13 protein-coding genes are annotated in these 12,862 nt (G+C 63.5%); 6 read left to right on the top strand and 7 right to left on the bottom strand.

All coding sequences use genetic code 11. The features are described from left to right. Positions 1 to 144: integrase core domain-containing protein (locus tag AB4Y72_RS16970; RefSeq protein ID WP_441424938.1), on the top strand; the 144-nt coding region annotated here is incomplete at its 5' end. Between the two features lie 160 nt (positions 145 to 304). Here the strand turns inward: AB4Y72_RS16970 and dnaB are convergent. Beyond that, positions 305 to 1,690 (bottom strand): replicative DNA helicase, encoded by a 1,386-nt coding sequence (gene dnaB / locus AB4Y72_RS16965; RefSeq protein WP_441427305.1) that lies wholly within the window; start codon positions 1,688 to 1,690, stop codon positions 305 to 307. 726 nt (positions 1,691 to 2,416) lie between these two features. Here dnaB and AB4Y72_RS16960 point away from each other — a divergent pair. Further along, positions 2,417 to 2,881 carry a hypothetical protein gene (locus AB4Y72_RS16960; protein ID WP_441427304.1) on the top strand — a complete coding sequence of 155 codons (465 nt, stop codon included), beginning with the start codon at positions 2,417 to 2,419 and terminating at the stop codon, positions 2,879 to 2,881. Positions 2,882 to 2,884: 3 nt separating this feature from the next. After that, positions 2,885 to 3,457, top strand: a complete 573-nt coding sequence (locus tag AB4Y72_RS16955) for a hypothetical protein (protein ID WP_441427303.1) — start codon at positions 2,885 to 2,887, stop codon at positions 3,455 to 3,457. Between the two features lie 52 nt (positions 3,458 to 3,509). On the opposite strand, the gene AB4Y72_RS16950 is transcribed toward AB4Y72_RS16955, so the two are convergent. The 5 genes from AB4Y72_RS16950 to rpsF form a co-directional block, all read right to left on the bottom strand. Beyond that, complete coding sequence (locus AB4Y72_RS16950) at positions 3,510 to 4,136, bottom strand: FMN reductase (RefSeq protein WP_441427302.1); 627 nt, start codon at positions 4,134 to 4,136, stop codon at positions 3,510 to 3,512. A gap of 275 nt (positions 4,137 to 4,411) precedes the next feature. Further along, a complete protein-coding gene (gene rplI / locus AB4Y72_RS16945; RefSeq protein ID WP_441427301.1) occupies positions 4,412 to 4,864 on the bottom strand; it encodes a 50S ribosomal protein L9 in 453 nt (150 codons plus the stop codon). Positions 4,865 to 4,881: 17 nt separating this feature from the next. Beyond that, on the bottom strand, positions 4,882 to 5,121 hold the full coding sequence (gene rpsR / locus AB4Y72_RS16940) for a 30S ribosomal protein S18 (protein WP_003800144.1): 240 nt from the start codon (positions 5,119 to 5,121) through the stop codon (positions 4,882 to 4,884). A 125-nt stretch (positions 5,122 to 5,246) separates the two neighbouring features. After that, positions 5,247 to 5,822, bottom strand: coding sequence for a single-stranded DNA-binding protein (locus AB4Y72_RS16935; RefSeq protein WP_441427300.1), 576 nt, complete (start codon positions 5,820 to 5,822; stop codon positions 5,247 to 5,249). A 55-nt stretch (positions 5,823 to 5,877) separates the two neighbouring features. Next, entirely contained in the window at positions 5,878 to 6,183 is a 306-nt protein-coding gene (rpsF, locus tag AB4Y72_RS16930; protein WP_090582123.1) for a 30S ribosomal protein S6, read from the bottom strand. Positions 6,184 to 6,453: 270 nt separating this feature from the next. Between rpsF and AB4Y72_RS16925 the strand changes: the two genes are divergently transcribed. The 3 genes from AB4Y72_RS16925 (at position 6,454) to AB4Y72_RS16915 (ending at position 11,442) form a co-directional block, all read left to right on the top strand. After that, on the top strand, positions 6,454 to 7,140 hold the full coding sequence (locus tag AB4Y72_RS16925) for a DUF1345 domain-containing protein (RefSeq protein ID WP_441427299.1): 687 nt from the start codon (positions 6,454 to 6,456) through the stop codon (positions 7,138 to 7,140). A gap of 345 nt (positions 7,141 to 7,485) precedes the next feature. Next, positions 7,486 to 10,194 carry an AAA family ATPase gene (locus AB4Y72_RS16920; protein ID WP_441427298.1) on the top strand — a complete coding sequence of 903 codons (2,709 nt, stop codon included), beginning with the start codon at positions 7,486 to 7,488 and terminating at the stop codon, positions 10,192 to 10,194. A 588-nt stretch (positions 10,195 to 10,782) separates the two neighbouring features. After that, positions 10,783 to 11,442, top strand: a complete 660-nt coding sequence (locus AB4Y72_RS16915; RefSeq protein WP_441427297.1) for a NeuD/PglB/VioB family sugar acetyltransferase — start codon at positions 10,783 to 10,785, stop codon at positions 11,440 to 11,442. A 24-nt stretch (positions 11,443 to 11,466) separates the two neighbouring features. Here AB4Y72_RS16915 and AB4Y72_RS16910 read toward each other — a convergent pair whose 3' ends face one another. Further along, complete coding sequence (locus tag AB4Y72_RS16910) at positions 11,467 to 12,780, bottom strand: hypothetical protein (protein WP_441427296.1); 1,314 nt, start codon at positions 12,778 to 12,780, stop codon at positions 11,467 to 11,469. Between the last annotated feature and the right edge of the window lie 82 nt (positions 12,781 to 12,862).

Genomic DNA, 12,862 nt, shown 5'->3' with positions numbered 1-12,862 from the left:
TGGGCCTACAAGAACGCCTACGACTCCAGCGACCACCGCACACAGGCCCTCACCGGCTGGCTAGACTTCTACAACCACCGCCGCAACCACAGCGCACTCGGAGGACGAGCACCCATCAGCAGATGTAACCAACCTGCTGGCTGAGTACATCTAGCCGGAGAGAAAACGCGTGCCCGATGTGGACTCAATCTGCAACAAGGCCCGAAACCCCAGCCCGCTATCGGGGCAAACCCAAATGATTCCTCGAAAGCAACCCAGGCACGTATCTGGCCATGATTCCTCGGGGACCTTTTGGAATTGTCAATCAAAAGCCTCCGCCGCCCCCGGCGTCGGCCGCCATGTTGGCAAACCGCGAGTAGTGGCCTTGGAAGGCCACAACGATGTCCTTCGTGGGGCCGTTACGGTGCTTGGCAATCAGGATGTCCGCCTCGCCGGCGCGCGGGGACTCCTTGTCGTAGACGTCTTCGCGGTGCAGCAGGATCACCATGTCGGCATCCTGCTCGATGGAACCTGATTCGCGCAGGTCCGAGACCATGGGCCGTTTGTCCTGGCGTTGCTCCGAGCCACGGTTCAGCTGTGACAGCGCGATCACGGGCACCTGGAGTTCCTTTGCCAGGAGCTTGAGCGCACGGGAGAACTCGGACACTTCCTGCTGGCGGGACTCCACCTTCTTGCCCGAGCTCATGAGCTGCAGGTAGTCCAGGATCACCAGTTTCAGGTCATGCTGCTGCTTCAGGCGCCGGCACTTGGCACGGATTTCCATCAGCGACATGTTGGGGCTGTCATCGATGAACAGCGGGGCATCGTTCATCCGGCCCATGGTGGTGGCGATTTTGGACCACTGCTCGTCCTTGATGGTGCCCTTGCGAAGGTCCTGGAGACCGATCGTGGCCTCGGCGGACAGCAGGCGCATAGCGATCTCGTTGCGGCCCATTTCGAGGGAAAACATGACGGTCGCGAGGTTGTTTTTGATGGCGGCCGAGCGGGCAAAGTCCAGCGCGAACGTGGACTTGCCGACGGCCGGGCGCGCGGCGATGACGATCATCTGGCCCGGGTGCAGGCCGTGGGTCAGTTCATCGAGCTCATAGAAGCCGGTGGGAACGCCCACCATGCCCTCGCCGCGGTGTCCCGAGGCCTCGATCTCGTCCACCGTGGATTCCATGACGTCTTTGAGGACCACGTAGTCCTCGGCCGTGCGGCGTTCGGCCACGGCATAGACCTCGGCCTGGGCCTGGTTGACGAGATCTTCGACCTCACCGTCCTGCCCGTAACCGAGCTGGACAATCTTGGTGCCGGCATTGACCAGGCGGCGCAGGACCGCGCGTTCGGCGACGATTTCGGCGTAATACCCGGCGTTCGCGGCCGTGGGGACGGTCTGGATGAGTTCGTGCAGGTAGGCGGGTCCGCCGATCCTGTTGATTTCCCCGCGTTTGGTCAGCTCGTCCGAGACGGTCACGGCATCCGCAGGTTCGCCGCGGCCATAGAGGTCAATGATGGCCTCGTAAATGGTTTCGTGGGCCGGGCGGTAGAAGTCCTGGCCGCGCAGAATTTCGACGACGTCGGCGATGGCGTCCTTGGACAGCATCATGCCGCCCAGAACGGACTGCTCCGCCGGGATGTCCTGCGGAGGCTTGCGACTGCCCTCGGCTCCCCGCGTACCCTCGGCTGAGTCCAGATGCGTAACTGACAAAACTGCCGTCCTTCATTGTGTGCCGCGGCGGATGTCCGTTCGCCGTGGCGCGTAAGCCCTGTGCCTTGATGCCCAGCTGCCGTGATGCCCAACTGCGGTAGTGACCGCCTGTTGTGCTGACCGGCGGTTGCGATGCCCGGCGGTTGCGATATCCGGCGGCACAAAGCTTGTCTATGCCGGCCGCTTCATTCCTATCAGCCGGCGCCGACAATTCGCGCCGGCCCACTGCCTCGCCGTTATCCACAGTTCTGGTGCGGCCGTGAGACCCGGGCTCCGGCGCCGGCTTCCTGCCGGGCACCGCGCGGCGACCGCAGGATTTCCGCTTCCGAGCCCCGATACCCTGCAACGTTATCCGCCGAACGGGCAGGCACCAACCCGACCGGCGCGCTCCCCTGTGGATAACCTGTGCACTAGTGGCAGATGCTTGTGCACAGCCTGTGGGCAGAGCTGTGGATAGAAAAAAAGTTAACCCCGAAATACGGCCGTGACCTGCGGAAACATTGGATTCATCTTGTGGACACAAAACAAATTCGGTCGAGCTTCATCCACAGCCTGTGCGTTGCGACTGGGGATACACCGCGGCACGGGACGCCATACTTGCCGCCCAATCTGCACATTTTGTGAGCGGATTCACGCACCTCGGCGGAATTGACCCAGGCGGCGGCGCACTGTACAGGGCGCGCAGAATATGCTGTGGATAACCGCAATCTGGCATAAGCTCTAACCATGGGCGATGTACTGCTAGTCATCTTGCCTGCCCTCATTCTGACGGCGGTGCTCTGCGCGGTGGCCACGGCCCTAAAACCCCGCAATTTCGGCATTTCCGAGGCCGAACGCTACCAGCGGGAACTGGCGGTAAAGTCCCAGGCCCACTATGCCGCCCAGGTGCAGGCCGCCGTCGCCGCCCGCGCCCGGGTTGAAGCCACCACGCGTCCCAGCCAGAACTCCCAGCAGCAGTCCCAGCAAGAGGACCACGCCCGCACCGCCCAGCTGGCCCGCAGCGCCTCGACCGCGCCAACGCGCACGGGCCCCGGGGACGCCCTGCCCGCCTTCGGACTCTTAGGCCCCCAGCTCCTCCTGGAGCTGCAGTCGCTGGCCCGCAGCGGCCACAAACTGAAGGCCACGCGGCTGCTGCGGCAGTCGACCCACTCAGACCTCAAGTCCGCCAAGAATTACATAGATCGGCTGTAGCGCATGGACTCCCTGCTCATTCCCGTGCTGATCCTGGTACTCGTGGCCGCCGGCGTACTGCTGGCCGTCCGGGCCTGGAGCCGCCGCGGCGAACACCCCCGACCGGCAGCCGTGCCGCACCCGGCCCCCGACGCCAGTGAGCTTGCCCGCGCGTCCGCCGCGAAGCTCAGCCAGGAGCAGCACCGGCGGATCTACGCCCTGATCGCACAGGGCCAGGCCATGGCTGCCATCAAGGTATACCTCGAGGCCACGGGAGAGGGCCTCCGGGCGTCCCGCGACGCCGTCGCGGCCCTCGCGGCACACCCCCAGCCGTTCCGCGCCCCGGAGGCCACGCCGGAGACCGTTCCGGACGAGGACGACACGCCGCAGCGGTTCTCCTACCGCTACCGCGCGATCGCCAGCAAGGGGGACGTGACGCGCGAGGTGAGCAGCAACATGCTCAACGATGAGATTTACGGCAGGATCCGCACCCTGGCCAAGAGCGGCGACACCGAGGCCGCAGCGACGGCCCTGACCCGCCACTCGGATATTTCCATGAAGCAAGCCCGGGAATTCATCGCCCTGCTCGACGACTGAGCACACCTGGGACTGAGAACGCCTGGGACTGAGAACGCGGCGGCCCGCGGGCTTAGCGCTGTGCTGAGATCCCGGCGAGGAGTTGCTCGAACGGCAGTGACTCCAGCGCCGCTGGCTTCCGCTGCCGGCCCGAGTCCTTCAGCAGGTCGACAAACTCCCCCGCTGCCCGGTCCACCCGCACAGAGAGCGGCGAGCCGCCGTCGTCGTTGTTTCCCCAGTCCTGGGGCCCGGCGAAGACCGCGGTGGCGGCGGTCCGGGTACGCAGGTAGGTGAAGAGCGGGCGCATCGCGTAGTCCAGCACCATCTGGTGCCGGTCCGTGCCGGCGGTGGCCGCGAGCACAACGGCCTTGCCCTCCAGCGATTTGGGATCAAGCACGTCGATGAAGGACTTGAACAGGCCGCTGTATGAGGCACTGAATACCGGGCTGACGGCAATGAGGCCGTCAGAGGAGTCGACGCCGGCGATCACCTCGGCCAGCCGCGGGGCCGCATAGCCGGTCACAAAGTTGTTGGCGATGTCTACGGCAAGGTCCCGCAGTTCCACGACCTCGATCTCCGCTGCGTAGCCCGCGGCGGCAAGCTGCCGCTCTGCCGACGCTGCCAGCTGGTCGGCCAGCAGGCGGCTCGAAGAGGGGACGCCGAGTCCGGCGGAGATAACGGTGATACGGCGGGTTTCCACGGGGTTCTCCTAAGTTGGATCCAGGTCAGCAACGACACTACATGCGTTTGCATCTATCTGGACAAGTTGCGGGCGCGTGAATTTATTCCCCCGCCCGTTGCGCTATCACTCCTGGTCCCTCAAACGCCCCGGTGACAGCAGGGAATGACAGGGCAACGGGTCACGTAACGCCGACCCCGCATTGGAGTTAAAAGCAGACGGCCCCGGCCTTCGGTCCCTCAGAGAGGACCGGAGGCCGGGGCCGTCCAGCAGTTCAGGACTGCAGCCGGTGAGGGCTACTTGCCCGCAACTACGTCGAGTTCGATCACAGCGGAAACGTCGTCGTGCAGACGGACGTTTGCCTGGTAGGAACCGGTCGACTTGATGTGAGCCGGCAGTTCAACCTTGCGCTTGTCGATGCTGCCCAGGCCAGCGGCCTCAACAGCGTCGGCGACGTCGCCCTGCTTGACGGTGCCGAACAGGCGTCCGGTAGCGCCAGCCTTGACGACCAGCTTGACCGGCTTGGACGAGAGTGCAGCGGCCTGCTTCTGAGCGTCTTCCAGGGAAGCGTGCTCGCGGGCAACGCGGGCAGCCTTGATGGACTCAACCTGCTTCTCGCCGCCCTTGGACCAGGTCAGGGCGAAGTTGCGGGGCAACAGGTAGTTACGTGCGTAACCGTCCTTGACCTCGACAACGTCGCCAGCAGCACCGAGACCGGTTACTTCGTGGGTCAGAATGAGCTTTGCCATGTTAGTTAATCCCTTCCTTAGCCGCGGCCAGCGCCGGAGTAAGGCAGCAGAGCAACTTCGCGGGCGTTCTTGATTGCCTGGGCGATCTTGCGCTGTTCCTGCACCGTGACGCCAGTGACGCGACGGGCGCGGATCTTTCCGCGGTCGGAGATGAACTTGCGCAGCAATGCTACGTCCTTGTAGTCGATGACAGTGATGTCAGCGGCCTTCAGGGGGTTGGACTTTGGTTTGGGCTTACGGAGTTCAGCCTTAGCCATCGTGGAGCTCCTATTCGATGGAGCCCGTGGATATTGATCCACGGGATGGTGGTGATCCGGCGCAGTCTGCACCGGGCGCCCTGAGGGCGTCCCGGCCGTTTTCAATGCCGGACCTTAGATGTTGTTTAGAAGGGAGGTTCGGAATCCGGGCCGTTGCCCCAGCCGCCGCCTGCATTGCTGACCCCGGGCGTGGCCCAGGGGTCTTCCTGCGCTGCGGGCTGGTTGCCGCCCCAGTTTCCACCGGAATTGCCGCCCTGGCTTGCACCAGAGTTGCCACCGAAGCCACCGCCACTGTTGCCGCCGCCGAAGCCGCCCTGTCCACCCTGACCGCCGGAGCGCTGGGTGCGGTTGACCTTGGCATTGGCGTAGCGCAGGCTCGGGCCGATTTCATCGACCTCGAGCTCGATAACGGTGCGCTTCTCGCCTTCTTTTGTTTCGTAGGAACGGCTCTTCAGGCGGCCGGAGACAATCACGCGCATGCCCTTGGTCAGGGATTCGGCGACGTTTTCGGCAGCTTCACGCCAGACCGACGCGCGGAGGAACAGGGTTTCCCCGTCCTTCCACTCATTGGACTGCCGGTCAAAGGTGCGGGGAGTAGAAGCGATGGTGAAGTTCGCTACGGCCGAACCGGACGGTGTGAACCTGAGCTCGGGGTCATTGGTGAGATTACCGATGACCGTGATAGTGGTTTCGCCTGCCATCTACTGCCTCCTTGTGCGTTCCTGCGTGGATGAAGATTAAAAGTTGACCGCTGAATTACTCAGCAACAACTTTCTGCTCTTCGGGGCGGGTGATCTTGGTGCGCATGATGGTCTCGTTGAGACTCAGCTGGCGGTCAAGTTCCTTGGCGGTAGCCGGCTCAGAGGTGAAGTTCACCACGGCGTAGATACCTTCGGACTTCTTCTGAATTTCGTAAGCCAGGCGACGACGGCCCCAGATGTCAACCTTTTCGATGGTTCCACCATCGTTGGTGATGACGTTCAGGAACTTCTGAAGCGACGGCTCAACGGCACGCTCTTCGACCTCGGGGTCGATGATTACCATCAATTCGTAAGGACGCATATGTGAACCCACCTCCTTTGGGCTAAGCGGTTACGGCATTTCCGTAACAGGAGGTTCATTTGCGGTGTCATGCAATGCCCGGCACCGGAACGGGGGCAGGGCGCAGCACAGACTTCAATAGCTTAGTGCATGCTGGGCGGATTCCGCGATTCCGTGCCTCCACCGTACGGCGGCACGACCTGCCCGGGAAGAGGGCAGGCGGCCATGTGGATAACCGCCACACGACCCGCGGTCAGTCGGGGGGCGCATCGGCTGTGCCATGATCTGAAAATGGACACCGACCCCGCTTCCTCCGCAGTGCCGCCGCCGCTCCGCCGCAGCCGTCTCCGCTTCGCCGCCATGGTGCTGGTGGGGCTCCTGGCCGCCGGGGCGACCGCGATCGCGGGGCACTGGGTGCAGGCTCCCACGATCGGCTGGTGCGCGGCTGCCTTGACCTACATCGTGTGGGTCTGGCTGGTCATCGGCCGCCTCGACCCCGCGGACACCCGGTTGCACGCCACAACGGAAGACCCCGCCCGGAGCACGACGGACCTGCTCATCCTGGCCGGCAACGTCGCCAGCCTGGCGGCGGCAGCAGCGGTCATCGGGGATTCGCACAACAACACTGACATCGTCTCCAGGATTGCCGGCGCCCTGCTCGCGGTGGTCTCGGTGGCCCTGTCCTGGACCCTGGTCCAGACGCTCTTCACGCTGCGCTACGCGGAGCTGTACTACGGCACGGGCACGAAGGCCGGCTCCCGGGTGGGCGGCATCGACTTCAACCAGAGCCGGCCGCCGCAGTACACCGACTTCGCCTACCTGGCCACAAGCCTTGGCATGACGTACCAGGTGTCGGACACGGCCCTGCAGAACCACGGCATCCGGGCCGAGGCCCTCAAGCACAGCCTGTTGTCCTACCTCTTTGGGACCATCATCCTGGCCACCACCATCAACCTCGTGGTCGGGGTGGCCGCGTAGCCCATGTTGACGCGGGCCGGCGGAGGCTGCCGGGTGCCGCCTCGGATGATCCGCCCTGCTTCGTCCAAGTATTTTCCGAATCACCTTACGCACCCATCGGCGTTGCGCTACGCATCTTTCGCCGCACCTCTACCCGATTATTGATTTTCCCTAGGGCCGCGTTGATTTCCCGCGTTAGATTGGCGCCAGCGCCGTCGGGGGAAGGTCTTTCGTCACTCTGAAGAGAGTGGATGCCCTAGCTGACGTGTTGGTCTGGAATAAATAAAGTCAGCTCGGTCTCGATCGTCTCCGCACGAAATGAACGAGTCCTAGCTGATCGGTCTCTGGGGGACGAGCGGGGGACGCATGGTTTTATTCGGCCGAGACAAGGAAATGGCCCGCGTGCAGGCGCTGATCCGAAGCCCCCGCGAGTCTGCGATGACGATCACTGGCGGTCATGGAAGCGGCAAGTCGTCGTTGCTCGCGGAAATTTCGACGTTGCATGAGTACCGAACTGTCTTGCTCCGAGCTAATTCTTCAGAGTCGAGGTGGCCCTTTTCCGGTCTCACCGCGTTGCTCAACGGAATTGATGATCCCGCCCTGGCGCCCCTCGCGGATTATGTGGCCACCTCACCGCGCGGAAGCCTTGACGCCGCAGACATTTCAATGGTGCTCCTGTCCGCTCTGCGGCAGTGGTCCGCAGACCGGACGGTTGTAGTTATTGACGACGCCGAGCAGTTGGACGCCGCCAGCCAAATTGTGCTCGGTTTCTTGGCCCGGCGCCTCGCAGGCACAGGACTGGTGCTGATTGCCAGCATGCGCGGCGAGGCACCGGAAAGTCCATTTGCCCGGCTGGCGACTCTCCAACTGGATAATTTGAGCCTCAGCGACGCTTCAAAAATGCTTGACGCCATTACGCCGGGAGTGGGCAGCACGGCAGTAGCCCATGCTGTTGCAGCAGCCACGCACGGCAATCCGCTGGCGTCGATTAACCTCTACAAACAACTGATGCAGCGTCAACTGCAGGGGAAATACGCCATCCCCATCCCATTGCACTGGAACGGAAGCTTCGAACCTGAACTGGCGGCATCGATTGGGCAGCTTTCACCACGAGCGCGGCAGGCCCTTGGCCTTCTTTCACTTTCTTACCGGACTAGCGCCGCCCTTCTGGAGGAAATGGCGGGGGATCTTTGGGCCGGCGTGGATGAAATTGTCTCCGCGGGAATTGCTGTCCGGGCCGGTTCGCACCTCAGCATTCAAAACCAGATGCTGCGCGCGCACGTTTTCTCGATTATGCAGCCGGAGGAAAGAACTGCACGCCACCAGGCGTTGGCTGCGGTTGCCGAAACGGCGGATCGTCACGCCTTGCCGTGGCACTTGAGCTACACCGCTGCCGTGCGCCGGGATACATCCTTCACCTTGCTCCGTTACGCAATTGACCTTGCGCGGGCGGAACAGACCCAATCTGCGGTCGAGTACATCGAGCGGGCTCTCACAATCAATCCTTGGGAGGCCGAGACGGCTGCCAGATTGGGCACGGTCGCGGAGGTGCTGTTCAGCAGGGGGGAATTCGTCCATGCCAAACGCTACGTGGACTGGGCACAACGGATCACGAAAAACCGTGCACTGACGCTGCGGCTCACCGGGCTTGATATCCAGATGGAACTGATGAAGGGAAATTCTGTGCGGCCGACCATGATGCTTCGGCTGATCAAGGAGTTCGGGCATCATGATCCGGGGCTCTCCGCCTGCCTCCTCTCCATCGGCGCCCTGCACATGGCTGAGCGCTGGCAGATCGAGGACTCCGAGCACCTGTTGGAGCATGCGGGGCATTTCCTGGGTGAGGCATCCGGCGAGGCCCAGGCCGTGAACCAGCGCGCGAGACTTCTGACCGACGCCGTGAAAGGGAGCGCGGAACAGATCTCCCGAGCGGCCGACGGGGGCGCCAGCAGTTCCCCGGCGTCGTTGCTGCTCAAGGGGCGTGCCCTGACATATGGCGAGAATTACGAGGGAGCTCGCGACCTCTTTTCCTTGGTCCGGAACTTGAGCGCGGCCAGCGATACGAACTGGAGTGAAACGGCTCGATACTTCGCAGCGGACAACGAAATTCGCGCCGGAAACTTTCGCTCCGCCATTGCACTCATAGACGAAATTGCCAATTCAGCCACAAGCCAGCAGTACCATCGCGGGATGCGCAACAATTTGTTGCTCTGGCGGGCCTATGCGGTCGGGGACCAGGTGGCGGCCCGGGCTTCCCTCGCGCAGGCCCAAACGTTTGTCAGCGCCGATGCCCCACCGCCGGCGGCGGCGCAGCTCTTCGCGTGCCAAGGGCATTTTGCGCTGATGCGGGGCGACCTTGAGGAGGCGTGCACCTTCCTGTCGAGGGCTGTCGAAATCGGTGTCGGTATCCGCAACCCGGCGCTTCTGCGCTGCGAGGCGGATCTGGTGGAAGTGCTGGTCCGGATGGGCAACCGACGCGAGGCCGCCCGGGTTCTGACCGGCATGGAGTACCGGGCCGGCGGCCTGAAATCCCGCTGGCTGCGGATGGCTGTCTCCCGTTCCCGGGCCTTGGTCGCGGAGGGAGATCACTCCCTGGAACTCTTCGGCCAGGCCCTGATTTCCTGGCAGAAGGATGATTCCTTGTTCGAGCGGGCCAGGACCCTTCTCTGCTATGCCGAGAGGCTGGAAATTTCCGGCAGGCACAAAGACGCCAAGAACGCCCTGTTGAAGGCAAAGGCGCTGTTCGACGAGGCGGGAGCCGCGTCGTGGACACAGACCGTAGATGCGATGCTGCTCGGCGGCCACTTGCGGGATGCCCCGGAGATCCACGGCCCGGCGCTGCCGCTGCTCTCGGACCAGGAGCGCCAACTTGTACAGCTCGTTGCCCGAGGCCGGCGCAACAAGGAAATTGCTGCATCTCTGTTCGTCTCCGTCAGGACAGTCGAAGTCCGGCTCACTGCGATATATCGGAAGCTGGGGGTCCAGTCGCGTTCCCAACTAACGTGCATTGTGTCTACCGGAGGATCAGTTCCATTACCGGAGTCAGCCAGTGCGGCGTCCGTCCTAGCCGTCTAGGGATGCGGCTGCTCCCGGTCAACCCCTGGGCTGCCGGGGCGGACGCGCCGACGAGGGATCGCCGCTTGCGACGGTGTTGCAGACTCCACATCCACAATCCCACAGATCCCGCATAGTTCTCCCGCTCGGACCACAGGAAACCACGAATATCGGTTCCTTCCCCTCCGTCAGCGCTAGTTTTTCCTTAAGCACACAGCGTTTACTGCTGAGCCGGGTCGATGTGACCGGCAACCGCCGGCCGGATCCGCAAAGTTTCGGCACCGAGCCGCGTAGGTTCGGCGAGGGAGAAGGTGGGGATGGCGGCTTGGCCAGCGGCACTTCGGGACAGGCAACCCGGCGGACATGAACCGGCTTCCGGCGCGGAGCGTCGCTCTGTAATTGACGCGGCCGCCCCTCCCAGATTCAATCCGGCCGCTTCCCGCCGGATTGCCGGGTCCGTTGCTGCACAACGGGTCCGCGAACACGAGCTGGCAGCATCCGGAGCTGACGGAACCCGGTCCGGATGCTGCCAGCCAGCATCATGCCCGCGTCTGCCGCGCGGGATCGGCGTCTCGACGGCGGAACTCCGGGCGACGGGCAGATGACCAGGTGAGCGAGCTCTTGCTGATCGCCGCCACCGGCCTGGCCCGTGAAGTGCTGGCGACCGTTCGCAGCAGCGGCCGCTACGACGTCGTCGGTTTCCTCGACGACGACGCGATGGCCGGGACCGACGTGGACGGAGCGCCCGTTCTGGGGACTATCGACGACTCCGCCCAGTACACGCACGCCTTCTTTCTGGTCTGCCTGGATTCCGGCCGTCCCCGCGAGGCTGTAGTTGAACGGCTGAGTGCCCTCGGCATCGGCAGCAACCGCTATGCCACAGTGCTGGACATGTCGGTCCGTATGCCTGAAGGGTGTCGGATCGGGCGGGGCAGCATCCTGTTGCAGAACGTAACACTGGCGGCGTCTGTCACCTTAGGGTCGCACGTCGTAGCCATGCCAGGGGTCACGTTCACGCACGACGACGTAGTGGCGGACTTCGCGACGTTTTCCGCCGGTACGACTCTTGGCGGAGGCGTCAGAATAGGCCGTGCCGCCCACCTTGGCATGAATTCCAGTGTGGGGGAACGGACGTCAATCGGCTCCTGCGCGACCGTCGGCATGGGTGCCGCGGTCCTGAGTGATGTCCCCGATGGAGAAACGTGGGTGGGTGTCCCGGCGCATCCGGTCGATCGCGGGGGTCTTGACGGCGCTGCGGCCAAGCTGTGATCCGCACGGCAATCCGGATGCCTTTCAACTTTTCGGTGTACTTCCGGTCAAGGTAAAGACCGAGTTGGGTTCGACCGCCACGTTAGTTCTCCCCCCGGCCAGCTGAGGGCCATCGGCGGCCTCCATGTCACGCTCGGGATTGGTGGTGAACATCGAAAGGGACATGGTCCCGCTGAATCCCGCAAGCCGCACCGTGACCTTCACCGCCGAGTCGGAATCGTTCCGTCCGAAGATCGAGACGCGCCCTGAGGCGGGGTCCTGGAAGGCCACTACGTCCACGCTTTCGTCGCTGGAGGACGCCGCGATGCGGACGGCATTGCGTGGCACGTAGCGGATCAATTGCCGGAGGACGTAGTAGGACTTGCGTGGACTGTACGTACGCTTGTCGGGGTCGTAGGCGAGGAGACCCCAATAGCCGGTGCTTCCGTGGTGCTCGTAATAGCCGTCCCACGCGTCATATTGCATGAGCCCTGCGGCGCCCTCCTGGAGCAGCTTGATCGCCAGGGAGGCTGTTTGCGCGGCGGATGACCAATCGGCGGGGTTCGGTGAACCCGTGTCGCAACCCGGACAAGGCCCGGAGAATTCAGTCACCCAGTAGTCCAGCTCCGGATGCGAGGATTTGCCCAGCGCTTCCGTCACGCCGCCGGAGCTTCCGTCGTAGCTGTGGATCCCGAAATGAGCCATCCGGGACATGACCAGGGGATCCGCGTCCAGTGCCTGCAGGTATTCTGAGCTGGCCTTGGGGGCGGACGCCGTGTCCGGTCCAACGAGGCGCATGTCGCGAAGGCCCAGACCGTCCAGGCGAACTACGAGTTTGTGCAGGAGACGTACATATTGGTCCGGTCCCACTTGGGGTCCTTCGATCCCGTTCCAGTCGGTCTCGTTCATGGGGCTGAGCAAGGTGAAATCCAGCTTCCGGACTTTCCGTCCGTAGGCGACCATGGAAGCAATCATGCGGACCCACTGGTCTTCGGCGACCGCGTCGATGTGGTTGCCGCCCATCCACTTGGGAACGCCGCCCATGACGTTGACCATGACCTGCTGTCCGGGCTTGGACGAGATGTATTCGATGGTGTTCCATAGATCGGCCATCTTGCCGCGTTCGTAGATGGGTGTGTAGCGGGTCCAGTCAATGGTGGCAGGGTCGGACGGGTCCTTCTCCACCTCCCAGTCCGCCTTGTCGATGATCACGCGCCAGCTGACCTCGCCCAGATCGGCAATCATGTCGATCGCGGGCCGGAGCCGACCGTTGTCCCAGCTGTGTACATTCGCGTTCACCCCCAGTCCCGAGACCGTCTGGAAGCGTTCCGGACCGTCGGGACTGGGTGTATCGGACACAGCAGTGGGGCTGGGTGTTGATTGGGGCGTACTTTCCCGCCTTTCGTCCGCAGAGATACCGGAACACGCGGTCACCAGCGCC

Origin of the sequence: Arthrobacter sp. YAF34 (genome assembly GCF_052113245.1) — a bacterium.
Taxonomy (GTDB): Bacteria; Actinomycetota; Actinomycetes; order Actinomycetales; family Micrococcaceae; genus Arthrobacter.
This window is presented reverse-complemented; position numbering and strand designations above follow the sequence as displayed.